The organism is Nitrospira calida, assembly GCF_976986435.1.
The window spans coordinates 3,674,475-3,699,392 of sequence record NZ_OZ335950.1; the positions used below are offsets into that span (position 1 = coordinate 3,674,475).

The following is a 24,918-nucleotide window of genomic DNA, read 5'->3' on the forward strand; positions in this document are numbered from 1 at the left end:
CGGGCCAAGGGCCCGGGGTTGCCCTCACGTCGCCATGGGGCTTCGCCACAGGTTCTTGAAGGACTGCCCTGCGATGACGTTACTTAATGGCTCATCGCGGTGAGTGACTGACTAAGGTCGAGAGAAGTGTTTCAAAGAGAGCTCAGAGAAGGAAGGTCTAACTCCAAGACCCTATAGACCAAAGGCCTACCTGGCCATGATCGATAACCATGCTTGGCCACGGTGCGACGAAGCCAATTGAGCGAACCAGTACCTGCTGCATAGCGGTATTCCGCGATAAGGCTCCGAAGCCGGTTTATCGTCCCCCGGGCGATGCAGTGGTTGAGGGCCTAGAGCGCCGCAATGTCATGTGCCCTCGGCGATTCTGTTGGTGGCAGGCCTCGTGGTGTTCCCGGCAGAATGGTCGGTCTTTGCCGTACGACACGCTGGATATCCGCGAACTGTCGACCCCCAGCTCAACCAGATAGCTGCGCACGGTTTTGGTGCGCTTTTCGCCCAGAATGAGGTTATAGTCATGGGTGCCGCGTTCGTCGCAGTGTCCCTCAACTCTGAGTCGGACCGTAGGATTTGCCTTCAGCCATGCTGCGTTGGCGCTTAAGGTTCGCTGGCCTTCTTCAGTCAGTGTCCAACTGTCGTAATCAAAAAAGACGTCATTCAAACCCGCGGCGGCTGCTTCACCCTTGCGTATTTCTTCATCCCGATCCTGTTGATCCATCTCGCGGGCATGCGGGGCACTCGCTACGAGGCTGTTCGCGGCCACCTGTTCCTCTGTCAGCGCGATACCTGGGGCCACGGGATCGAGTCCGCTGAGCCCAAAGGTACCGGGACCTGCGCTACTGGAGTTTGACCCGGAAACGGCGAGGTCCGGAACGCCCCCGTCAGCATCTTGTCGTTGAATCGATCCGCGCTCTTGCGCGTCCTGCTCCATCTTCCGCTCCATTCCGTCCTTGGACGCATCGGTTATACGTCCGGATTGGCTTCCGGAAAGCTGTCGTTCAGACGACTGGAACTCTGACCCGCCGCTTACCCATTTACCTGTGCAACCAGTCCCAACCGTGAGCAGCAATGCAACCGCGAAACAGGGCAATATAATGCTGTCGCGAATCTTCATAACTTCATTCTCCAGGTTAAACCGATCTCGTGCTCTTAAAAAAATATAGCTCTCATAGTTCACCCGGGTCCTCTTCCTCCGACTCCGGCCTGTTCCGCAGAGATTAAAAAGTTTCGGAAAACTGTACCTCCCATAACCGATGACAGAGCAAAGAGATCGGGATTGAACCTGAGCCGCTTCAGGTGCGCATGAGGAGCCCCAGCCGTATCCGCCAATTCCCGCCTAAAAATGTCGGGCTCGGTTCTTGGCGAACCGGGCCTGACAGTCTGGGTTACTCCTGAGGAAGAGAAGTAGCCTACCCGCTACGCAAGCACAAAGACTCAGCATCCCGCGCACCCTCCTGAGGATGTACTCGGGAAGTAAGAATAGGAGGAGCCCAGCCAATTTCCCCTCCCCCCCAGGATGCTCGATGCCAAACCCTCCGCCTGGTTGCCTTCTCCTCCGAGGATTGCGGCGTAAGGGCGAGAAATCCAATTGCGCGACCCGAACACGAGCCCTCCTGAAGACGTAAAGGCATTGAGCGTACCCCCGATAAGGTTGTGGGAACCAGTCCGACCGCCTGTGGGATGCGGACCTTCGTTATACCCCACAATGAGATTGCCCAAACCAGTAGGCGTGCCGTTGTCACCGGTCGAACCCGATCCACTACGAACATGGAGGTTGACTCCCGTCAAGATCACATGAGGGCCGTTCAAGCCGTTGATCGGATTCGGATCGACGGCCAGGTACTTGGAAAGCGCTGTCAGACTGGGCGGGAGACTGCTCGTACCACCACCGGACTCCAGCGTATTCACTTTCATCTGCAAGGTTCCGATCTGATTCTGGGCTTCCCCGAGCAAGTTCAGTAAAGACTCCTGAGCGCTCGTCAATGCGGCCACTTTACTTTGAAGATCCGTCACCTGAGCCTGCAAATCGACCAAACCGCCTCCAGCATTGTTGTGCTGTTCCCGCTTATGTTCCTTGATCTTGTTTCGCAACGCCTCTATTTTGGCCTTCAAGCGCTGGTTAATCAGTCGATACCGCTCCTCGTCACGATCGCCGCGCTGTTCACCTGCGAAGACCGTGAGCGGCGTTCCCATGCCCATTATGCAAACAAGTAGAAAACCGACGAACAGGTCTTTACCTAAGCTCTTAGCAGAGCATCCCTTGATGTGAGAACAGCGTTGCCCATCATGTGAGGTGTTCATACCCGTTTCCTCCTTCCGGTTCCATAGCGGTCCACGCCGACTTTCTGCATTCTTGAAACAACTCGGCATGGATCACTCGTGTTGCTGCTGGACTCAGGGTCGCAAGCCGTATGCCGCGCGGCCAGACCTGCCCACTTTATCCAGCTTTGCTCGGCACTTCGGAAACCTCCGCGGCGAGGTGTCGGGGGCATGGGCACCAAAATTCGATGATCGATCGACACGAATTGCACAGGACGCAAAATGTTTCCTTGCCGGGACATCTCTGTACAATGCACGCGACCGCATCGTTACGCATCCCAAGCGGCACGGCCTCTTGTGCTGGTCACCTGAATTGTGGAGGAATAATAGGCCAGATGTTCTGGTTCAGTGCTGATTGGTTTGTTCCAGGCCCACCTTGTTTGCGGAACGGTCAGGGAACCGCTTGGAGTGGAAGCGGGGCTCACAAAAAGTGCACGCAGAGGGGAAGGAGCCGCGGGGCTGTGCAGGTAGAAGGGCCGTTTTTTGATGAGAGCCGCGCGCCTTGCTCGGGCCGGACGCTTACCCGGAGGGGGATCTCAACCAACCCGCTCGATCATGCGATTTAACCGCTCCTGATGTTCGCGCCGCAGGCTGAGAAACTGAACGCCGAATTGTTTCCCTCGTGCCCAACGGACGGCCGCCAGATCGACGAGGATCGGCGGCTCTTTTAACGAGACCTCGAGGCGTAGCTCGAGGTAGGTCGTCACAGGCACAGGCTCAGGGCTTTCAATGCGGCAGCCTACCGGGGACAAGTCCACGATCGCTCCCTCCCCCGTTCCAACGCGCACCGATGTGAAACTCGCTCGAAATTGAACTGGAATTCTGGTGTGCAAGCGGACATCCTCCATGCCTCGTCACTCCATAAACCAACACCTAGCACAGAGTTCTGGGACGAAATAGAGTCCAACGGCCCTACGCGAACGGAGCTGAATCGTCGAGCTGACGTTGGCAGTGCGCTTGAGACAGAAGAATCGCGACGCTAACTGAAAACGGGATAGGTTGCGCGGGTGCAGATCGACGCCCATTCGGCCGTTCGAGGCTTCGACCATTTCATCTCCTGCACCTTCAAGAGTGAGGCGAAGGAGAGCGCGGGTTTTGGCTCGTCGTCACAGAGGAAGGCAGATGCCATCGCAGCGTCTCTCGGCTTCGTTTTGATGAACGATCGATCGTCGCAGGTGCCGAAAGAAGGTTGATATCTTTTCGACTCCTCAGAGTCAGAAGTTGTCCCGCGGAAGAGGAACAAACCTTTTTTCGAACGCCCGCAAAAGCGGATCGTCGCTGGCCGAACGCATGAAAGGATCAACCGCCTTCCTGAGCCTGATGGCACACCGAACCCTTCGAAGGCAAACGCGATACCTGCTCAGTGAAATGAAGGCCAGGTTGGGGTGAGTGACGGGTTTCGAACCCGCAACCTCCTGGGCCACAGCCAGGCGCTCTAACCGTTGAGCTACACCCACCGCTCAGGTCAGCATAAAGAGACGTATGCGTGGGAATCTTAACAAAGTGGGAAGAACGGCTGCAACCATCGGCCTGTCGCGCCATGCATGCTGTGACGTTCGTCACACAGAGAGCAGAACTCCGCCTCATCTGCGAACGAGGCTTCAGGCTTCACAAGGACCCGTCTGGTCTGCGCCCCGTGCGTCAAAAGCCGTCTGCATCTCCGCAAGGATCGTCGCCGCCGCTTCGGCCGGGTCGGCAGCATCCCGGATCGGCCGACCGACGACCACGTAGTCTGCGCCAGCCGAGATGGCCTGCGCCGGTGTCGTTGCGCGGGCGTGGTCGTCCCTGCTTGTGCCGGTCGGTCGAACGCCAGGCGTCACGATCAATAAGCGAGATCCAACCTTACGACGAATCACCGCCGGTTCCTCGCCGGAGGCAACGACCCCATCACATCCGACCTCGGCCGCGAGCGCGGCTCTTGCTATCACGAGGTCTTCGACGGTCCGTTGGATCCCCATCTCGCGCAGATCGTTCCCATCGAAATTCGTCAGGACCGTAACCGCCAGCAACCGTAAGGGAGCCCCCCCGCGTCCCTGAACCGCCGCCGTGAGAGCCTTCCGGTTCGCGTGAACCGTCAACATCTCGACCCCCATCGCCGCCACCCTGGCGGTGGCCCGGCGTACGGTTTCTTCGATGTCGAGAAATTTGAGATCGAGAAACACCCGTTTCCCGCGCGCGATCAAGCGCCGAACCATCTCAGGGCCGGCGGCTGCATAGAGCTCCAAGCCCACCTTCACAAAGGTCACGAGATCCCCCACACAGGACAAAAGCTGTTCGGCTTCATCCGGACTGGGAACATCCAGCGCAAGGATCAACCGGTCACGCGCGTCAATACGGGTCGTTGTGGATTTCATCGCCGTGTATGGCCTTCTGACTCTCGGTCTGTCTGCGATCTCCTTGACCGCTTCAGGAGCGTTGTGTTAGAAATTCGCTCCTCCCAGCATAGGAGTGTTGTTATGGCTGTGGTTCATAAATCGACGATCCGGCGGGCGCGCCAATCCGAACGGCGCCGCCAGCGCAACCGGGCGACGCTCAGCGCAGTCAAGAGCCTCGTCAAGAAAGTATTGATCGCCGTGGACCAGAAGAAGGTCGAAGAGGCGAAAGCGTCGTTGCGGGAGGCCACGTCAGCCTTGAGCAAAGCGGTCACCAAAGGCGTGCTCAAACGGAACACCGCGTCCCGCCGTATTTCCCGGCTCGCCGCCCGGGTCAATTCGCTCACGGCTTCTCAGTCTTCGTGACCGTTTCCGCAGGCTGGACCGCTTTTCCCCCTGAAGCCTGACGAGGAAAAGTTCCACAGTCTGGCGGGGACCCGGCGAGAGGTGATGCGCCGACTCTCTCGCATAATTGGAGCAACAGGGCTTCCAAAACCCGCCGGCCCGACCCGGTGCTCCCACCTTTCAATCGCGAATCTGCTTCCAGAAACAGTTGGAACGCCGTCCGGAGATGCGCATCGGAAAACTGCGCCAGGAATGGACGGACCCGATGAGGTTCCATTCGAAGCGCGCGCGCCGCCTCAAACTCTTTCCCGTTCTGGCGAAGCGTCTCTTTCACTCTCCAAAGACGGCGATACTGCCAGATCAACGCGCCCAGGATGCGTAACGGCGCTTCTCCAGCTTCCAAATTCCTAGCCAGAATGGTCAAGGCGCGACCGCGATCCTGCGCGCCGATGGCGGTCGTGAGATCGAAAACCGATGCTCCTGGTTCGGTCCCCCGCAGCATTTCGACTTCCCGGGGACCAGCCAGGGCGCCTGAAGGCATATAGGCGGCCAGTTTTTCAAGTTCCCGCCGTACAGCGTAGAGCGACTCCCCGGCCGCGTCTTTAAGCAGCGCCACCGCGTCCTCTTGCAACTGGAGGCCGAGACACCGGGCTTCTTCACGAATCCAGGCGGTTAACTGCGCATCCCGCAACGCCGAGCAGTCAATCGTCACCGCCCGGCGCTGCAACGCTTGCGTCAGCTTCAACCGTCCGTCCAGTTTGGGTGCGACGAAGACCAACGTGGTGGACTCGCAGGGAGCCTCCAGATACGGCAACAAGACATCGGCATCCCGGGCTGAGATCTTGTCGGCCGCCTTGTAAACGACCAGCCGTCGTGACGCGAAAGCGGGAACTTCCATGGCGCAGGTCAGAACAGCCGTCGCCGGCGCTTCGCCTCCGTAAAAAAGGTCGTAATTGAATCCGGCGATCCCGTGCTCTCCCAACACGGCGGCCTTGATCTGGACGAGAGCCTGATCCCGCAAATAATCGTCTTCTCCTGTGATCGCATACACAGGAGCCGGACCATTTTTCTTCAACGAGGCAGCGAGGTCCTGGTATCTCACGCAACGTGTTCGAAGCGAGGAATGGAGTCAGCGTGACTGCGTCGGGCTTTCACCGGAGACGCCACCCCCAGACCCATCAACGGCCGCGACGTTCGATTCCAGGTGCAGAAGGAATCGCGAGGCCAGATCTTCCGCGACCAGTCGTCCCGCCTGCTCCAATGCCCGGTTTTGCAGCACCCGATTGAACTGCAGATCCGGTGTCACAAAGAACTCAGACGACGCCTTCGCCGTCTGGGTCCACACCGTTTTTTTCGTGCGGACTTCTTCGACTTTGACAGCTAGGATGACTTCCGCCCGGCTCTCGAGCGTCGTCGTCTGGCTGAAGCTCAGCGTCGGCAAACTCACGCCGATGATCTGTCCCGTCAGCACCAGATCGGCCGAGTCGGAATCCGAGACGACCCGCGCGCCGCTTCCCACGGAAAACTCGTACCGGACATAGTCCGTCAACTTGATTTCGAGGTTCGGTTCGAAGCTCTTGTTTTCGAGCGTCCGGACCACCAGGCGTGGCGCGTCCGTGGACGGTTCGACACCGGCCGATCCGCCGATAGTTGGGCCGGCCCCCTCGACGCGAAATTGATACCCGCACGCGGCGAGCAACGCCGCCGCAAGAAATGCGAGAAGCGGATGAAAAGCGGGAACCGTACCTTGCCCTTGCGCAACCTCTGTTTTCCACATCTCTCGCGTTTCGCGCCCTTCCTGCCTGTCTCGCCTGACTCGCACGATTCTCTTACACCACAAAATTGACAAGCTTTTTCTCGACGTAAATCACGTTGCGCTCCTCCTTGCCCTGCAACCACTCCCGCACCTTCGCATCCTGACGAGCCAATGCGATCACCTCTTCGCGGGCGGCATCCGCGGCCACTTCGATTTTGCTCCGTAACTTGCCGTTGATTTGAACGGGAATCGTCAGCCGCTCGCTGACGATCAGCGCGGGATCATACGAAGGCCAGGGTTCCCGGGCGAGACTCGGGCGATGCCCCAATCGTTCCCACAACTCCTCACACAGATGGGGAGCAAAGGGCGACAACAGCAGGACGAACGGCTCCAGCAACGAACGCGGTCGTTCGTCGAGTTTTGTCATCTCGTTGGTGAACACCATCATCTGCGCAATCGCGGTGTTCAAGCGTAACTCCTCGATATCCTCGGTGACTTTTTTGATCGTCCGGTGTAGCAATCGTTTCTGATCGAGCGAGGGCTCGGACTCGACGACGGCGCGGCTCAGCCCGCCATCCTCGCCTACCACCAGCCGCCAGACCCGGTCCAGGAACCGGGTGATGCCTTCGACGCCCCGGGTGCTCCACGGCTTCATCGCTTCAAGCGGGCCCATGAACATTTCATACAACCGCACGGCATCCGCGCCGAACTTGTCGATCATCTCGTCCGGGCTCACCACGTTGCCGCGCGACTTGGACATCTTCTGATTGTCCTCACCCAGTACGGTGCCCTGATGAACCAGTTTCATAAAGGGCTCGGGGGTGCTGACGACCCCGATATCGTAGAGGACCTTGTGCCAAAAGCGCGCGTAGAGCAGATGCAACACGGCGTGCTCGCTGCCGCCGATGTATAGATCCACCGGCATCCAATACCGTTCCTTAGCCGGATCGACCAACAGACGGTCGTTCTTCGGATCGATGAACCGCAGATAGTACCAGCACGACCCGGCCCATTGCGGCATCGTATTGGTCTCGCGGCGCGCCGGCTTGCCGGTAGCTGGATCCATGGTGGCGACCCAGTCCGTCAGATTGGCGAGCGGGCTCTCGCCGGTTCCCGGTGGTTTGAAGTTGTTGGTCTCAGGCAGGGTCAGCGGAAGCTGCTCTTCGGGCAACGGCCGCGGTTCGCCGTCTACCCAGATGATGGGAAACGGCTCCCCCCAGTACCGTTGCCGCGAAAAGAGCCAGTCGCGCAACTTGTAATTGACGGCCTTGCGTCCCTTCCCTTGGGCTTCCAGCCAAGCCGTGATTTTGGGAATCGCGTCGGTGGGCGCGAGGCCGTCGATCGAGAAGGACCCGTCCGGCGTCGTGGAATTCACGACTGTCCCTTTCTCGACGCTGACGAAGGCTTCCCGCTCGATGTCGCCGCCGGCGATGACCTCCCGGATTGGCAGCTTATATCGGCGCGCGAACTCCCAATCGCGCTGATCGTGCGCCGGGACCGCCATGATCGCGCCGGTTCCGTAACTCATCAGCACATAGTCGGCGATCCAGATGGGCAGGCGTGCGCCGTTCACCGGATTCACGGCGTAGCCGCCGGTAAAGACACCGGTCTTCTCTTTGTCCAGATCCTGGCGCTGCAAGTCGCTCTTGCGCGCCGCCGCCTCGCGGTAGGCACTCACCTCGGCCCGACGGTCCGGTGTCGTCACCACCTCGACCAGCGGATGTTCCGGTGCCAGCACCATGTAAGTCGCGCCGAAGAGAGTATCAGGCCTGGTCGTGAAGACCCGGATGCTTCCGCGGATGCCGACCAACGGAAACTCTACTTCGGCTCCTACCGAACGGCCGATCCAGTTTTTTTGCATCTCCAGCGTACTGGCCGGCCAGTCCACCAGCTTGAGATCATCCAACAGACGGTCCGCATAGGCGGTGATCTTGAGCACCCACTGGCGCATCGGCTTGCGGATGACCTCGAACCCGCCGACTTCGCTCCGGCCGTCCACGATCTCCTCGTTGGCCAGCACGGTTCCCAATGCCGGGCACCAGTTCACCGGTACCTCCGCCACATAAGCCAATCCGCGCTCAAAGAGCTTTAAGAAAATCCATTGGGTCCAGCGGTAATAGGAAGGATCGGCGGTGCTGAGCTCGCGGTCCCAGTCATAGGAGAGCCCGACCCGCTTCATCTGCCGCTTGAAAGCGGCGATGTTCTGCGCCGTCGTGATCGCCGGATGGATACCTGTCTTCACCGCATATTGTTCGGCCGGCAAACCGAAGGCGTCCCAGCCCATCGGGTGTAGCACATTGAAGCCTCGCATGCGCTTGTAGCGGGAGACGATGTCGGTCGCCGTGTATCCCTCAAGATGGCCGACATGCAAGCCGGACCCTGAAGGGTACGGGAACATATCCAGACAATAAAACTTGGGACGAGTCGGATCCTCAGTGGCCTTGAAAACCCGATGCTCCTCCCAATAGGCCTGCCACTTGGCTTCGATAGCGTGGTGATCGTAGGTTTTGCTCATGATAGATCGGCAAATCTCCGAGCCGGGTCGAGCACACACCGTGAAGGCGAGAGCCTTCCGGCTTCACGACTTTCGGACCGCGGCTACCGAGGGAATCTAACATAGACCGCTGGGGCTCACAAGAATCATTCCCCGCGCCAGGGAACGCCGTGACGGCTCATCTGTCCCCGCAAGTTTGACGTGGCAAGAGCCGGCGTTCGTGATACAGTGTTGCGGAACGTGTCTGTTTCGACCGGAGGAGGCCCGTGGGCGTGTATGCACGCCGAATCTTCCCCCGCCTCATGGACTGGGTGCTCAGTGGAGAGCGGTTCCAGCAGGAGCGACAACGCACGCTGAGCCAGGCTTACGGAGAGGTTCTGGAGATCGGCTTTGGGACCGGTCTGAATGTCCCGCACTACCCGCCTAAGCTCTCTTGGTTGCGCGCGGTGGATCCGATCAACATGTTGCCTCGGAGAGTCGAAGAACGGGCGTCGCGGGCGACGTTTCCGATCCAGATCCAGTTCGTGAGCGCCGAAGCCCTTCCGTTTGAAGAAGCGCGCTTCGATTGCGCCGTCAGCACCTTCACCCTGTGCAGCGTCCGCGACCCCAAGACCGTGCTGACCGAAGTCCGCCGCGTCCTGAAGCCGGGAGGGCTTTTCCTATTCCTGGAACACGGGCGCAGCGACGACGCCAAAATCGCCAAGTGGCAGGATCTTCTCACGCCGGTGCAACGCCTCATCGCCTGCGGCTGTCACCTCAACCGCAAGATCGATACCCTCATCGCACAGGCCGGCTTGAGCCTCACCCAATTGGACCGCTTTCGGATATCCGAGCTTCCACGGATCGCCGCCGAGATGTACCGGGGCGTGGCGATCCGTTGATCGCGCGAAAATCCGGCGCCGACCGAACGCCTATCGCCGGCTCGGCGCATCCATCAAGGCATGAAAACTTTCAATGGCAGGAAACCGCGCCGACGGTTCCGGAGGGAGACGGGAGCTGGATTTGGCGCGATGAACGAGATAGCCGATCCCGAACCGGCCTGCCGCGGCCAAGCAGGCCTGATCATCGTCGATGTACAGCGACCGCGCAGGATCGAACCCCACCAGCCGTTGGCAATTCGGCCAGTACTCGGACCGCATTTTCAGATACCCCACTTCGAACGCCGTGACGATGCGGTGGACGTACCGGTTCACGCCGGTTTTCGCGACCTTGATCTCCACGCCTGATCGATGCGCGTTCGTCAGAATCGTGACCCGCTTCCCCAGCGCTCGAAGATGCCGCAGAAAGTCCTGCGCGTCGGGAAGAAAATCGATCATCGCGTCGAGTTCCTTCGTCAACGCGACCACGTCGACGCCGATGCGTCCCGACCAGTAATTCAAATCCGTCCAGTCCAACTCTCCTTCCACAGCGCGATACATTGCCGTCAGATGCGCGCGCGCCTCTTCGAACGTCAGGCCGTGCAGGGCCGAGTAGCGACGCGGCAATTCTTCTTCGAAGAAGAAATTGTCGAAGTGCCGGTCCAACAGCGTCCCGTCCATGTCAAGCAGGACATCGTCGACCAGGTCCCAGGAAAAACTGTCGATCGTCATCGGCCACTCGTCAATCGTATCGAGAAAAAATTATACCCCATGGCCAGGGTCCATGGCCCCGTTTCTTGTCTTCCCTCCGCGCGTGTGTTACGGTCTGTTCGCCAGGTTGATTCACCGTTGACGAATGACGACCGACCTATGACTCTCCCCGTACCGACCGTCGCCATTATCGGCCGCCCCAACGTCGGCAAATCGACCCTGTTCAACCGTATCCTCGGCGCCAGAACGGCGATCGTGAACGATGTGCCCGGCGTCACCCGGGACCGGAATTACGCCGACGCCACGTATCGGGGCCGGCGCTTCCGGCTCGTGGACACCGGCGGACTGGATCCGTCGGCCTCCGAAGGCATGCTGGCCCTCATCCGCCGGCAGTCACAGATCGCAATCGCGGAAGCCGACATCCTGATCCTGGTGATGGACGGTCGCGCGGGCTTGACCCCTCCGGACGAGGAAGTCGTTGGTCTCCTGCGGGGCCTCCGCAAACCGGTTTTCTTTGCGATCAACAAGCTCGACACGCCGAAGTCCGACCCGCTGATCGCCGACTTCTATCGGCTGGGACAGGATCGGCTCTATCCGCTGTCGGCCGAGCATGGGCTCGGCGTGGCCGAGTTGCTGGACGCGATTGTCCCGTTGCTGCCGGAATCCACGGACCGGGATGATGACCGGGAAGTGCCCCGAGTCGCCATCATCGGGCGACCCAATGTCGGCAAGTCTACGTTGGTGAATACGTTGCTAGGACAGGAGCGAGTCCTCGTCAGCGAGGTGCCCGGTACCACACGCGACCCGATCGATTCGATGGTGACCTATCAAAACCGTCGCTATCTACTCACCGATACGGCCGGCATCAGGCGTCGGGGGCGAATCGATCGGGGGATCGAAGGATACAGCGTCGCCCGGTCGTTGCGCGCAATCGGGCGGTCTGATCTCGCCATCCTCCTGCTCGATGGAGTTGAAGGCGTCACCGAGCAGGACACCAAGATCGCCGGCCTGGTGCTGCGCCAGGGACGCGCCTGCATCCTGTTGGTCAACAAATGGGACCTCCGGGAAGGCGATGCGCGCGCGCGGGGGGAGTACGAAGCCGACCTGCGCCGACGGTTTCCGTTCCTCTCCTGGGCGCCAGTGCTCTTCGCTTCAGCCTTGAAATCCGATTCCTTGCGCGAGATTTTTCCGCTGATCGACCGAGTAACGGCGTCCTTTGCCGCGCGGGTCCCGACCGGATCGCTCAACAAATTCCTGCAGGCGCTTGTCCAAGAACATCCTTTGCCGGTTCGAAAGGGCAAACCTTCCCGAACGACGAAATCCGTCTATATGACTCAGGTGGCGACCAAACCGCCGGTGTTCGCATTGTTCGTGGGTCAGCCAGAAAATGTGACACCCGAGTACCTTCGATTCCTGGAAAACCGCCTCAGAGAGGAATACCACTTCTTGGGCTCACCCATCCGCATCCTGGTGAGGCGGAAATGAACAGGGAAAGACACTGGGCGGACAGCGACTGAACCATGTCGCCTCGGGGGCAAGCACAAACAGATACGCTATCGGATCAAGAAAGATACGGTTCTTGCCCTCTCCACCGTCTCATCCTAGTCTTGGCAAGAGCTTCGGTGGCTCAAAAGCCGGCATTTCCCTGGCTTCTTCGCTTCGCGCTTATCGGGTCCGAAACTTGCTGGGTTTGAAGACCGGGGAGCTGCGGAGCCACGTGGAGAAAGATACAGCGATCCGCCCCATCGGTCTGGCATTCAACCTTGCACCGGCTTGAGTGAATTTGATCGGAGAAAATGTCCCATGAACATTGAACCATTAGCCTCTCGTCCTTCCGTCTTCCCAGTCGGTTCGGCCATCGGCCCCGGCGTTATCGTCTTTTCCCCTTCTATGCGGTTGCTGCACATGAATGAACAGGCGTTGGTCCTCTCGCGAACGCTCCACAGCGTACAAGATCAGCCCCAGGATGGCGGAGGCGGCGCCTGCGTGCTGCCGGAGGCGCTAAGAGACTTCTGCGATGAGATTGTCGAATCATTAAATCACCGCATGGAAGCGGAGGACTGGACTCAATTTGAAATTAAGCGCATCGCCGGCACCCCCGAACAGCCGATCCTCTTGCGCGGGTTCGGACTGCCCGATCGGTTGGAACGCCAGCGATCGCGGGTGGTCATTACGCTCCAGGCGATGCTGATTTCCTCCTCACCATCACCGGCTCCCTCTCGTTCATACCCGTAACCGCACGAGCGACTCAGGCGGACGGCGCACGCGCATCGGAATCCATGCTTTGTTCGATTCTGGGAGCTGTCGCCTGAATCCCAGCCAACGTTCACTGACGCTCCCGTTCGAGCGAGGCTTTCTGCTTGACTGGCTCCCAATCCCATGTTATTCGCAGGACAATCGTTCTTGGCGAAAGCGAGACCCGATCGCTCTTGTCTCCGACGTTCGGCGTCTCACCCGTCAGAACCGTCATCCATCCATTGTGAATCCAACGCCGCAGGAGGCCATTGTCGTGGCCGCTCCACGATATCCATTTCTGTTCATCATTGCCACGGTGCTGGCGTTTCGCTTTACGGCAGTCGCCGCCGAACCGTCCACCGTCACTCTGGCCAGCCAATCCCAACCCGCATCCGATCCGACCCCATCGGTCTCCTCGGTGGAAAATGAGGTCTGGCCGTCAATCAAGCTAAAGGGTTCCGTATGGCGCATGAAATCAGGAATGGTCTTCCTGAAGACACCGGTCGGTCTTCTGACGCTCAGCTCGAAAACCGGTCTGCGGGATGTCAAAGGCAGTTACGACGTGACGTTCTGGATCAACGGAACGAGTGCCGTGGTCGACATTCGCAAGAAAAGCGACGCCTCGCTGATCCACCGCTATGTGTCCGGCGACCTCCGGTACGCCGGGCCGGACAAGAGAGCGGTGGCATTATGGACCCCGGAAGGGGAGAAAACGTTTTCGGTGGAGGCCTACGCCGAAAAGTTGAACGAAAAGGCAGAGACCCGGCCGATCACCGTTGAGGTGGATGAAGCGGGAACGATCACGGGGTTCCATGACCTGCACTATGATGTGCAGATCAACCATCCGCCGCAGTATTCATCCGACCTGCACATGAAATTGGCTGGCACCATCGCCAAGCTCAAATCGGGATTCGTGTTTCTGAAGACTCCCATCGGCATCGTCACCGTCAGCGCCAAAACGGGCGTCCGCAACGCGAAGGTCGGCCACACCCTGACGCTCTGGGCGCACGATACCAACCTGGTCATCGACTTGCAGCAGAACGGCGCCGCCGCGCCGAGCACCCGCTTCCTGACAGGCCGGTTGACCTATGCCTCGCCGGATCGCCAGGCTGTGACCCTGTGGGCGCCGGAAGGGGAACAAACCTTCCCGACCGAGCGCGGGAGGGCCGCCTTGGCCACGATCAAGGAAGGCACACCGATTACGGTTGAGATTAACGATCGGGGCATGGTGCTCGACATCCGGAAGGCGGGATAAACCGTCCGTTCCTCCTGCATGCCCGGTCCGACGCCCTTCGTCAAGCCTAGGGGTCTCCCGCCTCGTTCAGCATTGAGCCTTCCCCTGACGGTCGGCTTGACAGACCTCCGGAACCTCCGTACACTCCGCCCACCCTATGAAGATTCGCTCCCAGGGTCGCCGTCCGGGTGTCCGCCCGTCGACTCGACCCGATGAGCTCCCAGCCTTCGATCAGCTCTATCGAGACCATGTGGATCTCATCTACCGTTTTGCCCAGCGGCTGTGCGGAGAGCCGGATGCGGCCAAGGACATCGTCCAAGACACCTTTCTCAACGCCTATCGCGGCTTCAAGAAATTCCGAGGAGATGCTCGGGTTTCCACGTGGCTCTACACCATCGCCTCCCGGGCCTGCCTGCGGATGCGACGGAAACGGAAAGGAGAGCCGGAACGGGAGCTTTCCTTGGAAGAATTTATCCCCGCGTCCGAAGGCGAATTCAAGCTGCAGATCCCGATGGACGGCCTCACGCCGGAAGAAGCACTGCAAAACAAGGAGTTGCGGCGAGCCCTCGATCAGGCTATCGAGAAACTGCCGCCCAAGTATCGGATGGTTTTGGTCCTGCGGGACATGGAAGGCCTGAGCGCCAAGGAGGTCGGCACTATTATGGGGCTCAATGAACGGGCGGTGAAATCGCGCCTCCACCGGGCCCGGCTGTTCGTGCGACGAGAGCTGAGCGCACGAGGCATCGCCCGGCAGGGCAGACTCGAGACCGACACCGAAGAGAGGATGGCTCCATGAGGACGCGGTCTCGGACGGCGCCGATACGAAAGAATCCGCAGCATCAACGCCACGGCCATGGGAAAGCCCATTGCCTGAAAATCCTGAAACAGTTGTCCGCGTACCTCGATGACGAACTGCCCCGTGAGATCTGTGAAGAAATCCGCAGACACTTGGGCGCCTGTCCGAACTGTGAAGAATTCATCAAGTCCCTCAGACAAACCATCACGCTCTGCCGACATCATCCCGTGCGGCCTTTGTCTCCGACCGCTAAAGTCCGGCTTCGCCGCCAAATCCTCAAGGTGGCGGCCTCCCTGCGATACAGAGCTTAGGCCCCCGACTTCTTGCCGTCTCCGGAGAGAGGTCTATCCCGCTGACAGACCAGGGTGGCATCGCCGTGTGTCGCCGCAGTATGATATTAAAAAAGCAAGGCCTATGAGTACCCCAATCCGGACGGAACGTGTGGGGCAATCTGGTCTTTGGATGGCGCTCGCCCTCTGCCTCGCCGTTGCCGATCTCGTCTGGTCCGTTCCATCCGGAGGGACCGGCACCGACAGCGGGCAAGAGCAGCCGGTCACCGTCGAGATCCGTTCCAGACAATTTCTTCCGGATCGTGTCGTGCTGCAGTCCGGGCGAAAGACCGCGCTTGTCTTTCTCAACCAGGATTCGGAGTTGCATGCGTTCGTTCCGGTGGGGCTCTTTGCGGGCGTCCACGTCAATATCGCCGGCAACGGAGCACCGGAATTCGACGCGCACGGTTTCAAGCGCGTGATCATCCCCCCCGACGGCCGCGCCGAGATTCGGTTTGTTCCCGATCGGCCCGGCGAGTACGCGTTTTTTTGCGATATGCCCGGCCATGAGATGCGGGCGACAATCGTCGTCCAGTGAAGTGAGCACGCGGGCACGACATCGTTCGTCGCCGCGCCACCCAGTCCCCCGTTTCTGTCGCGGCCGACCCGGCGGCGGTGCACGTTGGGTCGTGACAATCGCGTCAGTCGGAATCGTCGCGGCGGCTTTGGCCGCTCTCGCCCAACCCGGCGATCTCAATCGCGGCAAGGCAATCTATGAGCAGCGTTGCGTGGTGTGTCACGGGCCCGAGGGTCGGGGCGACGGGGTACAGGCGCCCTTCCTCTCGCCCAGACCGGCCAGCCTGATTTCAGCGGCGACGTCGGTCAAGACCGATCAGGAACTGCTGCGCATCATCGCGAACGGGAAACCGCGGACCGCGATGCCGGCGTGGAAGGACGTTTTGAGTGAGGAGGAACAGCGCGACGTGTTGCGGTATATCCGCTCGCTGATCCGCTTCGGCCAGCCTACCCTGACCCCGCCTCCACCGTCCGGTAATCGATAACGCCTGTGACTCCCTCGTCCTTCTTCCGCCTTGCGGGAACGACATGGTAGGGTGGCGGTTCTTCTTTTCTTGTCCCGGAGTTGTCTGTCGCGACGGAGGATCGAATCGTATGTGCGCAGATGTCTCTTCGCGAATCGTGCCTATCTTCCTAGGCCTTGCCGTCAGCGCGCTCATCGCATGGGGTCCGACCGACGATAGTCCGGCGTCCGCCGCGCCCACCTTCAAGACCGGCAAAAAAGCCAAACCTTCGGGTCGTCCCTCGCCGGCGGTGGCCACCGCTCACCGATATGCGGAAGCGATGGCCAAAGGCGATCGCGTCACCGTCGGCCGGCTCGATTTCGCATGCCAGTACGGCATGGTAACGGCGGCCGGCGGCAAGCTCAAGGCGTTCCCGCCGGAATCCGACCCCGCGTACGAGTCGTGCTGGAAACAGATCACGGATGCGCACGCGGTCGCCATCGACACAAGCGATCAGGGCATGGACATCTTATGGCCCAGCAAGGGCGACTTTGTCTTTTTCGGCGAAGACTTAAGCCGCTACCCGGCGTCGGCCTTTGTCATGGACAAGCTGGGGCTGTCGCCGCCGGGAACCGGACTGCGGGTGGAGCCGCAGGGATCAACGCCGATACCCGCCGCCTCGTTCCGGATGCGTCCGGACGGGCCGGTGCTGGGAGCGCCGGCGACGTTGGTGAAACTCACAGTCACCTATCAGGATCCTCTCACCTCGCCGGTCACCTACGCGCCGGGCGCGTACAAGTGGGCGAACACGATCAAACGGCCCAGGCGGGCGCTCAAGTCGCTGACCGTGCAGTGGGTCGTCATGTCGGGCTTGCGCAAGCACGGGTTCCCGAGCGATCTTGCGGTCCTTAACCTGCCTGTGGTGACCCAGGGTGATAGACCCGAAGGGGTGCAGGAGGCCATTCCGTTCGTTACGGAAACCAGCGGAGCGGTTCGCGATTCGCTGGTGTGGTGGAGACCGAAGGACGCGCCAGGGTTGCTGATCGCAGCCGTCGGGCGGGCCGCGCTGTTCCCGGACCTGCGCGACCGTATCGCGATGCTGAACCGGGTGTTGATCCTTGATCCCAACCAGCCGGAAGCACTCACGGTCCTCACGCGCGACCTGTACGAGATGCTCCTGCGGGAAGGGGCGGCCGCACACCAGGTCCCCGCGAAGGATGGAGCGCTGGCTGACCGTGTGAGCGAACTCTATTGGAACACTTATGCGCAGACAACCAGAACGGATCTATCGCTCGGGATGGAGATAGGCGGGTTCGCCAAGCCCACGGCGGCCGACTATCTCTATCGCATGATTCCCGCCATGGAAGCGCTCGCCCGGGTACGGCCGGAAGTGATCGAGAACCGCCGGCGGTTGGGCATTGCCTACCGCTGGAACAATGATCAGCTCGCCGCCATCCAGACCCACGAAGCGTTGCTGAAAGACATCCCGCTGGAGCGCCCCGCACTCCGCGCACGGGTGCTCATTGAACTGGCCTGGTCGCGGATCGAAAAAGTCGCCTGGAATCGGTCCTACGACGATCCGGAAATCCAACAGGCCTACAAGGAAGCAGGCGAAGCTTTGAAACTCGCGGATCAGCCGCTCGACAAGTTTACCGCAGCTTACACGATGGCTTACAGCATGCTCTTCATGCCGAACCGGGACCCCGATGCCATGCTCAACCATCTCACGGAGGCGCGGCGCTGGTACGAGCAGATCCCGGGCGCGTCGCAGGAAGTGTGGAAGTACTGGCTCGGGCAGGAACTCCTGAAAGCAGTGCTCGACGCGGACCCGAAGTTCAAGCCGTTGCTGGCGGCGTCGTAACTCAGGCTCTCAGACACCAGTAGTCAGCTTTTAGCGGTGTTTCAAAGACCGTCTCGTCTGACGAACGGCCACGAGCAGCCGGCCTGCTGAGAGGACCTTTCATCGTTATAAAGTGGGGGCTCGTTCATCGCACCGGAGGCTTGAAGCCCAGTAGAGGCTTAGCATTCTCTGCAATTTGGTGGGCTTGAGACTTCGTCAGGCTTTTCGTAGGGTCGTCCTTCCTGCAGACAAGTGCATACGCGGGATCTTCAGGATCACTCACGATAATGCAGCCCAATGATCGAACTAGCCCTGCCGTGAAAGCAGCTAAACTGTGATTAGGAAAATTCTCCAGCACCCTTGACAGGGTGATACGAGAGGCCAGATTGACCAACGTTGGTCTCCTTTCGAGGCAACTCTTCACCAGAGCAGACGACTTTTTCGACGGTCTGAATGCCCTGACGTTGGGTGACGAACTCAGGCGGAGGTCAGGTGCCCAAGTGAGCTGTGCGGGCGGTGATGATTGGAATCCATCCGCCACACTTCAACGATGGTCTGGGCCTCGGCGAGCGCGGCGAACGGGGGGCACGGTCAGGCCCTCGTCCCGGAGCCGCCCGTTCAACGATTCAATCAAGGCATTTCCCGCGGGTCTGGCAGGACGGATACAATCGAGTTGCCCGCCGCGTCGGTAGGCCCAATCTTCGAGCGCCCGCGCTTGGAATTCAGTCCCCTGAGCGACGGTGATGGACCGCGGGCTCTGGCCTTCGCCCAGCACGCGATCGAGCCCCTGACTGACCGTCTCCCCGACATACGCAATCCTGCTTTTCCCCCCGGACTGGACCGACTCCCGTTATTCCCCACCGTGAAGATTCGAAACGGGCGACCGTCGGCGAGGGTATCAGGCATAAAATCCATGCTCCCCCGCTCCTGCGGACCGACCGGCACGGAAGCCGGTCCCCGATGCAGGGTCATAGGCTTCCGCCGCCTCACCCGCATGCAGAGCTGCAACCCATCCAGGCGATACACTCGTCGGACGCGCTTGCGATTCACCGGCCAGCCCCCCCGCCGCCATAAGACCCAGAGCCACTGATAGCCAAATCGAGATCGGGCATGCGCCAAATCCCGAAGGCGGAACCGGAGTGCTGATTGATCCTTCGCCCGACCCTCCCGCTCCCACGACGCGCGACTAAACTGGGCCAAGCGACAGGCCCACGCACAACACACCTGCAACGTCCTGTGAACCCACTGGGCACGTTCTCGGCGGCGGGCGGGCCTCAGACCTTTTTTTTCGCCACGCCTCCGAGCAGAGGCTTATCCAGCGAGCGGTCGGCCACCAGCCGTTTCAACCGAGTTCTCCTCTTCTTCCTGCCGCAGCCGGCGGAGTTCACTCACCCCCAGGTGCGCGTCCTTCTTTTTCCAGGTGTAGAAGATGACCTCGCTGATGCCGAGCTGCCGGCAGAGGTCGCTAACCGGGGTTCCGCTCTCGGCGTGCCGGATGGCATAGACGATCTGCTCTTCGGTGAATCGTGACTGCTTCATGGGGCCGCTCCTTTCGTCGAGGACCGCCGAAGCCGATCCCTGACGCTAGTGCTGACTTGCTGTCGTTTTCCGGGGAGATGTCAAGAGCAACAGGTCACCCGGCACCGCCCTTGATATAACAATTCTGATCCGCTCTTGAGTGCGCGGCCTGCAAGCACAGGGGATCGACCAGGCTGCCCCTACCTCTTGCCTATCTTCGCCAGCTCTTCAAAATACGCCGCAAACGCTCTCATGCCGCCGGCGGCTTGGCCCCAGTCGAAGAACTCGTTGGGCGCATGGTAGCCGTGCTCGGGCAGGCTCAGGCCGAGGAAGAGAATGGGCACGTTCCAGGCCCGCTGCATCATCACCACCGCGCCGATGGACCCGCCCTCGCGGATGAAGGCCGGCTCTTTGCCGAACCCTGCCTTCACCGCTCGCTTGACCGCCTCGACGTAGGGCCCGTCGAACAGGCCGCGGAATGGCTGCAACATCCCTTCGCGCTCGACCAGGACGCGAGGATTCTGCTTGGCGACGAATTGCCGCAGCAGGCGGAAGATCTTTTCCGGTGTCTGGTTCGGTACCAACCGCATACTGACCTTCAGTTCTCCGTAGCCGGGCACGATCGTCTTCACACCCGGCCCCTGGTAGCCGCCGACGAAGCCGTGCACTTCGAACGTGGGCAAGGCCCAGATCCGCCGGAGCACCTCGGCCCGCTCGGTCGTCCGCAGCGACTTGAAGCCATAGGCCCGCATAAAGCGCTGCACCTGAAAGCCCGACGCGAGGAAGCTTTTGATCTCGGCTTGGGTCAGCTTGACCACATCGTGGTAAAACCCGGGAATCTTCACACGGCCGGTCTTGGCATCGACGCAGGCATGCACCAGATCGGCCAGTTCGGCGAGCGGGTTCCGCGCCGCTCCGCCCGTCAAGCCGGAATGCGCGTCCTTTTCCCCCGTGCGCAGCGTCAGTCGCGCGCCGAGCAGACCGCGCAACCCGTACGGCACGGCGGGTCGCCCCTTTGCGATCCAGATCGTATCCGACACGACCACCGAATCCGGACGCGGCACGGCCTCGTGATTGCGCAACGCCGCCGCAAAATTCGGGCTACCGATTTCTTCCTCTAGCTCCCAGAGGAAGCGGATGTTGATCGGGACGCCCTGCTCGATCGCATAGCGAGCCCCGAGCAATGCGGCCAGCGCTGGGCCCTTGTCATCGGTAGCGCCGCGTCCATGGTAGAGGCCGTCTTCTTTGCGGAAGGCAAACGGCGCCTGGCGCCATTCCGGCTCCTGGGCCGGCTGCACGTCGAGATGGTTGTAAATCGTGACCGTCGGGTGCCGCGCGCCGGTCGTCCAACCGCCGGACACGACCGGATAGCCTCCGGTTTCCACCACGCGCGCCTCGGCTCCCATATCGGTCAGGACTTGAGCCACAAACTCCGCCATCTTACGAATCTCAGCCCGCCGCGACGGGTCCATACTGATTGAGGGAATCTCGACCATCTGGCCCAGGAGATCCTCGTATCGAGGCTTGATCTGATCGATGTACGCATCAATCAATTTCTTGCCCGTCGCCATCACTGCCCTCCATATCGTCACACCTCGCGCAAGCGTGGCATTATAGCCGGACGAAACACCGGGAGAAAGGCGTGTGAAGGAATGGTAGAATTAGCGATCATGAGCACGAACGCGTCATCGGCGCTACTGCTGTTGACATTCCTCCTGATGCTCAGCCCGTCCCTCGCGCGGGCTGATGAGCCGACGCCAGTTCAGGACATCCTCGCCAATCCCGACGCCTACCACTTACGGCTCGTGACGGTCCATGGCACCGCGCGGGACATTGAACCGCTCGATCCCTACATCCTGCCGAGCGGGGTCACCTGTTACGGCGCCTATCTTTTCCGCCTTGACGACGAGACGGGGTCCCTGCCTGTCGCCGTCCTGGGTGTCTGCGGTGTGCCGGTGTTTCGAGATCCGGAGGTGGAGGAGGGGGATCGCGTAACAGTCACGGCCACCATTCAGGCGCCGGGCCACGGCAGTTATTACCTGACCCTGGAGGGCTTCCGCATTTCCACGGCGGAACGCGGCCAAGTACAGGCCATCGCGACCAAGATCGAGCGGTTCGCTGAGTGACGCAGTCGGCTGTTCGGGCTCGGGCCGTCGCGAGTGCCTGACGCTTGACCCCGTCCCCGATCCTTCCGGTAGGATAAGCACGGGACGAGAGAAAGGAGGAACGCCGATGCGAACCGCGCAAGAACTGAAAGAAGGCCAAGCTATTCTCCTCAACGGCGAACTCCACAAGGTCCTGTCCATCGAGCATCATTCGGGCACCGCGAAATTCTCCGGCATCGTGCGGGCCACGATCCGACACCTTGCGACGGGAAAGGAACGAGAGATCCGCTGGAACTTGGACGACCGGATCGACGATGTCATGCTCGAGCGCGTGAAGATGCAGTTTCTCTACGCCGATGAGGACCACGTGTTCTTCATGCACCCGCAGACCTATGAACAAGTTTCGTTGCCCCGTCCAGCGTTGCAGAAGGCCCTCCCCTTTCTCAAAGAGGGTGATACGCTTCAGGTCGAATGTCACGGCGGAAATCCGGTGGCGGTGGATCTTCCGAAAACCATCCCGATAACGGTCAACGCCTGCGGGTCCGGGATCCGGGGTCAGGGCGAAAACACCATGAAGGACGCAACGCTGGAGAACGGCATGACGATCCTCGTGCCCCAGTTCATCCAAGCGGGCGATACGGTCTTGGTAGAGGTGGAAACCGGCAGATACCTGGATCGCGTGCGGAAGGAAACCAAGCGGGCGTCGTGAGGGCCGAGCCCGCTGCCCGATGTTCACGCGCGACTCGCCTTTATGGAGACCGGCGCCGGAGGCGGGCGCGTTTGCGTCGTCGGAGCTGAACCGCTTCTTCCATCAGTTTCAACTGCCCGATCAGATGCTCGCGAACGTCCCGGTCACCAACCCTGAGGATTTCAGCACAGCGCTCCAGGGCGGTTTGTTCTTCCGCGTCGAGCTCTTCCCACACCGCGACTAACCGGCGAACCGCCGCGTCAGGGACTCTGCCTGTCCCGTACCTCGTGGGCGACGTTTCCGCCGCAACCTCCGCATGCCAGGTCGGCCCTTTGCCTGTGCGCAACCAGTCGACGTTCCGTCCCGTGAGATAGGCGACGCGGTACAACCATCCTTCAGGGATTTCTCCACGATGAATAGCGGAGACAATGGACTGGGGACGAATCTCCAAGTTGACCGCAAGCTGAGCCTGCGTTTTCAGATTCAGGGCCTGAAGCAGCCGATCAATGATTTCGCGAGGTTCCGACCCCATTCGATATCAGCTTATTTCATGTTGACATGGGATAAGGTTTTACTTACATTCCCTCAAACAAAGCGCAGGTCCGCCGCCTACAATCGAGAAAAGCCGGGAAAGCGGGCTCGCCTCCGACGACCGCTCGGCGCACGGATGTCTGAACACACCACGGGCCTGTCTCGTCGGCGTGCCCGTGGCGGGGCGGGGTGTATCTGCTGTCTTGGAGGACCGATACGCCCCGCCTTTATTTAAGGGCAGAAGTCTAACGACATTTCACAAGGGATTCAATGCGGGAATCTAGGCAGCGGTCGGCGGCGGGGAAAGACAAGAGAGGTTGAGCAGGTCGATGGAAAGGTCGAAGCATGGCAGGCTATGCCACGATTCTGCTGGTCGATGACGAACGGATGGTACGGGATCTTGTCGGCGCTATTCTTCAGAGGCACGGTTACGCCGTGCTGGAAGCGCAGTGTGGAGCCGAGGCCCTGCGAATCTCCCGCGACCATGCGGGACCGATCCACCTCCTGCTCACCGACGTGCTCATGCCGGAGATGACCGGACCAGCGCTGGCTGAGCAGATCAGGTCTTTCCGTCCGGATATCCGCATCCTCTACATGTCTGGCTATACGGGCAACGCCTTTCCCGCTTGCTCCGATAGCCAATCCGCCATTGCCTACATCCAGAAACCTTTCACGCCCGCCGATCTAACGGACAAAGTGCGCGAGGTCTTGGAGAAGAACACCTGACATCACGTTGGCGGGCACCTGTCCTGGCGCAGTGCCCGAGCTGTCCCCTTGCCTTCACGATCCCCCCAATTCCTTCAGCCGCGCGTGGTGTTGGTCCGGGCTCACGCCGGATTCGACGAGGGCCTGGAGGATCTTGATCAATTCGGCCTTCACCCCGGCTTCATACGATCTGCGGCCGAGTTCTCCGAACACGCGCAGTGCCTCTTCGAACGCTGCGCGGGCCGACTCTAAATTGGTCGGCTTCTGAATCCCGCGTTCCGCCAGCATCCGATGCGCCGTCCCGAGATTGTTCTGCGCGCGGCCATAGCTCAGCCAGGCTTGCTGTTGTTTCCGCAGACGAATCGCGTCTCGAATCACTTCGATCGACCGCCTAAGGTTTTCTTCCGGATCAATGTCGCGTTGCGCCATAACTTGGTAGGTGATACCGAGGTTGTTGAGCGCGCCGGCGCGGCTCCGCTCGTTCTCCAATCGCCTCCAGAGTTCAGCCGCGATCCGTAACGCGTGTTCCGACTTCTTGAGATGCTCCACCGGGTCCGGCTCGTCCTCGGCCAGCATGCGATATGTCAACCCCAGGCCGTTCATCGCCGTCGCTAGACCCGCGCTGTTCCCCTGCCGCTGATGGATCGCCGCTGCTTCCTGCAAGGCGCTGCCCGAATATTCGAGATTCGCACGGGACTCGACGCCCCACTCCGACAGCATCCGATAGGTAATCCCCAAGTTGGTCAACACGCCGGCGTACATGGTGGAATCCTGTTTGTCGTTCAACAGGACAAGCGCCTCCTGAAATAGCGTCATCGCCCGTTGCAGATTGTTGGCGGGGTCAATGCCGCGCTCCGCATCCTTTTGGAGCATGATGCCCAGATTGTTCTTCGTCGCGGCCAGGACCTCCGTGCTCCCCTCCGCTCCGCCATCAGTAGTCGGCCGGGCTGATGTACCGCAGTCATGGCTGATCGCCTCGTCTGTCGCGACCAACACGGTCCAGAGGACGAACCCGACTATGGCCCGTGACGGTGACATGACATCCATCGGCGGAGTCCGAACGCGCGGCCAGCTTTCGGCTTGTCGGGTACACGAGGCCGTTCGCAACCTTCGTGAGAAGCGCGAGG

Annotated in this window: 25 protein-coding genes, 1 tRNA gene and 1 pseudogene; 14 read left to right on the forward strand and 13 right to left on the reverse strand. The window is 60.5% G+C overall.

Features of this window, described 5'->3' with window-relative positions; genetic code table 11:
- Nucleotides 1-295: 295 nt before the first annotated feature.
- The 3 genes from pal to ACWHTU_RS17905 all read right to left on the reverse strand — a co-directional run bounded on the left by pal (nucleotide 296) and on the right by ACWHTU_RS17905 (nucleotide 3,164).
- The gene (gene pal, locus ACWHTU_RS17895) at nucleotides 296-1,111 is read right to left on the reverse strand and encodes a peptidoglycan-associated lipoprotein Pal (protein ID WP_447860770.1); all 816 of its coding nucleotides are present in this window, start codon (nucleotides 1,109-1,111) and stop codon (nucleotides 296-298) included.
- Nucleotides 1,112-1,431: 320 nt separating this feature from the next.
- Complete coding sequence (locus tag ACWHTU_RS17900; RefSeq protein WP_447860771.1) at nucleotides 1,432-2,298, reverse strand: coiled-coil domain-containing protein; 867 nt, start codon at nucleotides 2,296-2,298, stop codon at nucleotides 1,432-1,434.
- Between the two features lie 554 nt (nucleotides 2,299-2,852).
- The gene (locus ACWHTU_RS17905) at nucleotides 2,853-3,164 is read right to left on the reverse strand and encodes a PilZ domain-containing protein (RefSeq protein ID WP_447860772.1); all 312 of its coding nucleotides are present in this window, start codon (nucleotides 3,162-3,164) and stop codon (nucleotides 2,853-2,855) included.
- Between the two features lie 159 nt (nucleotides 3,165-3,323).
- Here ACWHTU_RS17905 and ACWHTU_RS17910 point away from each other — a divergent pair, with 159 nt between their 5' ends.
- Nucleotides 3,324-3,509: a hypothetical protein gene (locus tag ACWHTU_RS17910; RefSeq protein WP_447860773.1), complete on the forward strand. Its 186-nt coding sequence runs from the start codon at nucleotides 3,324-3,326 to the stop codon at nucleotides 3,507-3,509.
- Between the two features lie 188 nt (nucleotides 3,510-3,697).
- Here ACWHTU_RS17910 and ACWHTU_RS17915 read toward each other — a convergent pair.
- Together ACWHTU_RS17915 and pyrF are read right to left on the reverse strand one after the other, a co-directional pair.
- Nucleotides 3,698-3,773, reverse strand: a tRNA-His gene (locus ACWHTU_RS17915).
- 144 nt (nucleotides 3,774-3,917) lie between these two features.
- Nucleotides 3,918-4,670, reverse strand: coding sequence for an orotidine-5'-phosphate decarboxylase (pyrF, locus tag ACWHTU_RS17920; RefSeq protein ID WP_447860774.1), 753 nt, complete (start codon nucleotides 4,668-4,670; stop codon nucleotides 3,918-3,920).
- Nucleotides 4,671-4,772: 102 nt separating this feature from the next.
- Here pyrF and rpsT point away from each other — a divergent pair, with 102 nt between their 5' ends.
- A complete protein-coding gene (gene rpsT, locus ACWHTU_RS17925; protein WP_447860775.1) occupies nucleotides 4,773-5,054 on the forward strand; it encodes a 30S ribosomal protein S20 in 282 nt (93 codons plus the stop codon).
- On the opposite strand, the gene holA is transcribed toward rpsT, so the two are convergent.
- Genes holA through leuS form a run of 3 tightly spaced genes read right to left on the reverse strand, consistent with a single transcriptional unit; the run spans nucleotide 5,032 to nucleotide 9,304 of the window.
- A complete protein-coding gene (gene holA, locus ACWHTU_RS17930) occupies nucleotides 5,032-6,135 on the reverse strand; it encodes a DNA polymerase III subunit delta (RefSeq protein ID WP_447860776.1) in 1,104 nt (367 codons plus the stop codon). The two genes, rpsT and holA, sit on opposite strands and share 23 nt — an antisense overlap.
- A 27-nt stretch (nucleotides 6,136-6,162) precedes the next feature.
- Nucleotides 6,163-6,810 (reverse strand): LPS assembly lipoprotein LptE, encoded by a 648-nt coding sequence (gene lptE / locus ACWHTU_RS17935; protein ID WP_447860777.1) that lies wholly within the window; start codon nucleotides 6,808-6,810, stop codon nucleotides 6,163-6,165.
- Between the two features lie 52 nt (nucleotides 6,811-6,862).
- Entirely contained in the window at nucleotides 6,863-9,304 is a 2,442-nt protein-coding gene (gene leuS, locus ACWHTU_RS17940) for a leucine--tRNA ligase (RefSeq protein ID WP_447860778.1), read from the reverse strand.
- A 251-nt stretch (nucleotides 9,305-9,555) separates the two neighbouring features.
- Between leuS and ACWHTU_RS17945 the strand changes: the two genes are divergently transcribed.
- The gene (locus tag ACWHTU_RS17945; RefSeq protein ID WP_447860779.1) at nucleotides 9,556-10,164 is read left to right on the forward strand and encodes a class I SAM-dependent methyltransferase; all 609 of its coding nucleotides are present in this window, start codon (nucleotides 9,556-9,558) and stop codon (nucleotides 10,162-10,164) included.
- Nucleotides 10,165-10,194: 30 nt separating this feature from the next.
- On the opposite strand, the gene ACWHTU_RS17950 is transcribed toward ACWHTU_RS17945, so the two are convergent.
- Nucleotides 10,195-10,872, reverse strand: a complete 678-nt coding sequence (locus tag ACWHTU_RS17950; protein WP_447860780.1) for an HAD family hydrolase — start codon at nucleotides 10,870-10,872, stop codon at nucleotides 10,195-10,197.
- Nucleotides 10,873-11,010: 138 nt separating this feature from the next.
- Here ACWHTU_RS17950 and der point away from each other — a divergent pair, with 138 nt between their 5' ends.
- The 8 genes from der to ACWHTU_RS17990 all read left to right on the forward strand — a co-directional run bounded on the left by der (nucleotide 11,011) and on the right by ACWHTU_RS17990 (nucleotide 18,265).
- The gene (der, locus tag ACWHTU_RS17955) at nucleotides 11,011-12,336 is read left to right on the forward strand and encodes a ribosome biogenesis GTPase Der (protein WP_447860781.1); all 1,326 of its coding nucleotides are present in this window, start codon (nucleotides 11,011-11,013) and stop codon (nucleotides 12,334-12,336) included.
- A 318-nt stretch (nucleotides 12,337-12,654) separates the two neighbouring features.
- Nucleotides 12,655-13,086, forward strand: coding sequence for a hypothetical protein (locus ACWHTU_RS17960; protein WP_447860782.1), 432 nt, complete (start codon nucleotides 12,655-12,657; stop codon nucleotides 13,084-13,086).
- Nucleotides 13,087-13,360: 274 nt separating this feature from the next.
- Entirely contained in the window at nucleotides 13,361-14,341 is a 981-nt protein-coding gene (locus ACWHTU_RS17965) for a hypothetical protein (RefSeq protein ID WP_447860783.1), read from the forward strand.
- 136 nt (nucleotides 14,342-14,477) lie between these two features.
- Nucleotides 14,478-15,116 carry an RNA polymerase sigma factor gene (locus ACWHTU_RS17970; RefSeq protein WP_447860784.1) on the forward strand — a complete coding sequence of 213 codons (639 nt, stop codon included), beginning with the start codon at nucleotides 14,478-14,480 and terminating at the stop codon, nucleotides 15,114-15,116.
- Complete coding sequence (locus ACWHTU_RS17975) at nucleotides 15,113-15,427, forward strand: anti-sigma factor family protein (RefSeq protein ID WP_447860785.1); 315 nt, start codon at nucleotides 15,113-15,115, stop codon at nucleotides 15,425-15,427. Before ACWHTU_RS17970 ends, ACWHTU_RS17975 begins: the two co-directional genes overlap by 4 nt.
- Nucleotides 15,428-15,530: 103 nt before the next feature.
- Entirely contained in the window at nucleotides 15,531-15,983 is a 453-nt protein-coding gene (locus ACWHTU_RS17980) for a cupredoxin domain-containing protein (RefSeq protein ID WP_447860786.1), read from the forward strand.
- Nucleotides 15,984-16,074: 91 nt separating this feature from the next.
- A complete protein-coding gene (locus tag ACWHTU_RS17985) occupies nucleotides 16,075-16,446 on the forward strand; it encodes a c-type cytochrome (protein WP_447860787.1) in 372 nt (123 codons plus the stop codon).
- A gap of 109 nt (nucleotides 16,447-16,555) precedes the next feature.
- Nucleotides 16,556-18,265, forward strand: a complete 1,710-nt coding sequence (locus ACWHTU_RS17990) for a hypothetical protein (RefSeq protein ID WP_447860788.1) — start codon at nucleotides 16,556-16,558, stop codon at nucleotides 18,263-18,265.
- Between the two features lie 456 nt (nucleotides 18,266-18,721).
- Here ACWHTU_RS17990 and ACWHTU_RS17995 read toward each other — a convergent pair.
- Together ACWHTU_RS17995 and ACWHTU_RS18000 are read right to left on the reverse strand one after the other, a co-directional pair.
- A pseudogene (locus ACWHTU_RS17995) lies at nucleotides 18,722-19,783 on the reverse strand (IS3 family transposase).
- Between the two features lie 179 nt (nucleotides 19,784-19,962).
- Complete coding sequence (locus tag ACWHTU_RS18000; protein WP_447860789.1) at nucleotides 19,963-21,333, reverse strand: M20/M25/M40 family metallo-hydrolase; 1,371 nt, start codon at nucleotides 21,331-21,333, stop codon at nucleotides 19,963-19,965.
- Between the two features lie 99 nt (nucleotides 21,334-21,432).
- Here ACWHTU_RS18000 and ACWHTU_RS18005 point away from each other — a divergent pair, with 99 nt between their 5' ends.
- Nucleotides 21,433-21,888 (forward strand): hypothetical protein, encoded by a 456-nt coding sequence (locus tag ACWHTU_RS18005; protein ID WP_447860790.1) that lies wholly within the window; start codon nucleotides 21,433-21,435, stop codon nucleotides 21,886-21,888.
- A 106-nt stretch (nucleotides 21,889-21,994) separates the two neighbouring features.
- Nucleotides 21,995-22,576 (forward strand): elongation factor P, encoded by a 582-nt coding sequence (locus tag ACWHTU_RS18010; protein WP_447860791.1) that lies wholly within the window; start codon nucleotides 21,995-21,997, stop codon nucleotides 22,574-22,576.
- A gap of 40 nt (nucleotides 22,577-22,616) precedes the next feature.
- Here the strand turns inward: ACWHTU_RS18010 and ACWHTU_RS18015 are convergent, their stop codons facing one another.
- Nucleotides 22,617-23,087 (reverse strand): helix-turn-helix domain-containing protein, encoded by a 471-nt coding sequence (locus ACWHTU_RS18015; RefSeq protein ID WP_447860792.1) that lies wholly within the window; start codon nucleotides 23,085-23,087, stop codon nucleotides 22,617-22,619.
- Between the two features lie 344 nt (nucleotides 23,088-23,431).
- On the opposite strand from ACWHTU_RS18015, the gene ACWHTU_RS18020 reads away from it, so the two are divergent.
- Nucleotides 23,432-23,812 (forward strand): response regulator, encoded by a 381-nt coding sequence (locus ACWHTU_RS18020; protein WP_447860793.1) that lies wholly within the window; start codon nucleotides 23,432-23,434, stop codon nucleotides 23,810-23,812.
- Between the two features lie 54 nt (nucleotides 23,813-23,866).
- On the opposite strand, the gene ACWHTU_RS18025 is transcribed toward ACWHTU_RS18020, so the two are convergent.
- The gene (locus ACWHTU_RS18025; protein ID WP_447860794.1) at nucleotides 23,867-24,829 is read right to left on the reverse strand and encodes a hypothetical protein; all 963 of its coding nucleotides are present in this window, start codon (nucleotides 24,827-24,829) and stop codon (nucleotides 23,867-23,869) included.
- Nucleotides 24,830-24,918: the final 89 nt, after the last annotated feature.

What these genes read in the sequence shown, in the direction of transcription:
- ACWHTU_RS18010 (WP_447860791.1), top strand. Translation starts at nt 21,995, where the DNA reads ATGCGAACCGCGCAAGAACTGAAAGAAGGCCAAGCTATTCTCCTCAAC.
- ACWHTU_RS17905 (WP_447860772.1), bottom strand. Translation starts at nt 3,164, where the DNA reads ATGGAGGATGTCCGCTTGCACACCAGAATTCCAGTTCAATTTCGAGCG.
- der (WP_447860781.1), top strand. Translation starts at nt 11,011, where the DNA reads ATGACTCTCCCCGTACCGACCGTCGCCATTATCGGCCGCCCCAACGTC.
- ACWHTU_RS17950 (WP_447860780.1), bottom strand. Translation starts at nt 10,872, where the DNA reads ATGACGATCGACAGTTTTTCCTGGGACCTGGTCGACGATGTCCTGCTT.
- rpsT (WP_447860775.1), top strand. Translation starts at nt 4,773, where the DNA reads ATGGCTGTGGTTCATAAATCGACGATCCGGCGGGCGCGCCAATCCGAA.
- ACWHTU_RS17960 (WP_447860782.1), top strand. Translation starts at nt 12,655, where the DNA reads ATGAACATTGAACCATTAGCCTCTCGTCCTTCCGTCTTCCCAGTCGGT.
- ACWHTU_RS17980 (WP_447860786.1), top strand. Translation starts at nt 15,531, where the DNA reads ATGAGTACCCCAATCCGGACGGAACGTGTGGGGCAATCTGGTCTTTGG.
- leuS (WP_447860778.1), bottom strand. Translation starts at nt 9,304, where the DNA reads ATGAGCAAAACCTACGATCACCACGCTATCGAAGCCAAGTGGCAGGCC.
- ACWHTU_RS17975 (WP_447860785.1), top strand. Translation starts at nt 15,113, where the DNA reads ATGAGGACGCGGTCTCGGACGGCGCCGATACGAAAGAATCCGCAGCAT.
- pyrF (WP_447860774.1), bottom strand. Translation starts at nt 4,670, where the DNA reads ATGAAATCCACAACGACCCGTATTGACGCGCGTGACCGGTTGATCCTT.
- ACWHTU_RS18015 (WP_447860792.1), bottom strand. Translation starts at nt 23,087, where the DNA reads ATGGGGTCGGAACCTCGCGAAATCATTGATCGGCTGCTTCAGGCCCTG.
- ACWHTU_RS18000 (WP_447860789.1), bottom strand. Translation starts at nt 21,333, where the DNA reads ATGGCGACGGGCAAGAAATTGATTGATGCGTACATCGATCAGATCAAG.
- ACWHTU_RS18005 (WP_447860790.1), top strand. Translation starts at nt 21,433, where the DNA reads ATGAGCACGAACGCGTCATCGGCGCTACTGCTGTTGACATTCCTCCTG.
- ACWHTU_RS17970 (WP_447860784.1), top strand. Translation starts at nt 14,478, where the DNA reads ATGAAGATTCGCTCCCAGGGTCGCCGTCCGGGTGTCCGCCCGTCGACT.
- ACWHTU_RS17900 (WP_447860771.1), bottom strand. Translation starts at nt 2,298, where the DNA reads ATGAACACCTCACATGATGGGCAACGCTGTTCTCACATCAAGGGATGC.
- pal (WP_447860770.1), bottom strand. Translation starts at nt 1,111, where the DNA reads ATGAAGATTCGCGACAGCATTATATTGCCCTGTTTCGCGGTTGCATTG.
- ACWHTU_RS17990 (WP_447860788.1), top strand. Translation starts at nt 16,556, where the DNA reads ATGTGCGCAGATGTCTCTTCGCGAATCGTGCCTATCTTCCTAGGCCTT.
- ACWHTU_RS18020 (WP_447860793.1), top strand. Translation starts at nt 23,432, where the DNA reads ATGGCAGGCTATGCCACGATTCTGCTGGTCGATGACGAACGGATGGTA.
- lptE (WP_447860777.1), bottom strand. Translation starts at nt 6,810, where the DNA reads ATGTGGAAAACAGAGGTTGCGCAAGGGCAAGGTACGGTTCCCGCTTTT.
- ACWHTU_RS18025 (WP_447860794.1), bottom strand. Translation starts at nt 24,829, where the DNA reads ATGTCACCGTCACGGGCCATAGTCGGGTTCGTCCTCTGGACCGTGTTG.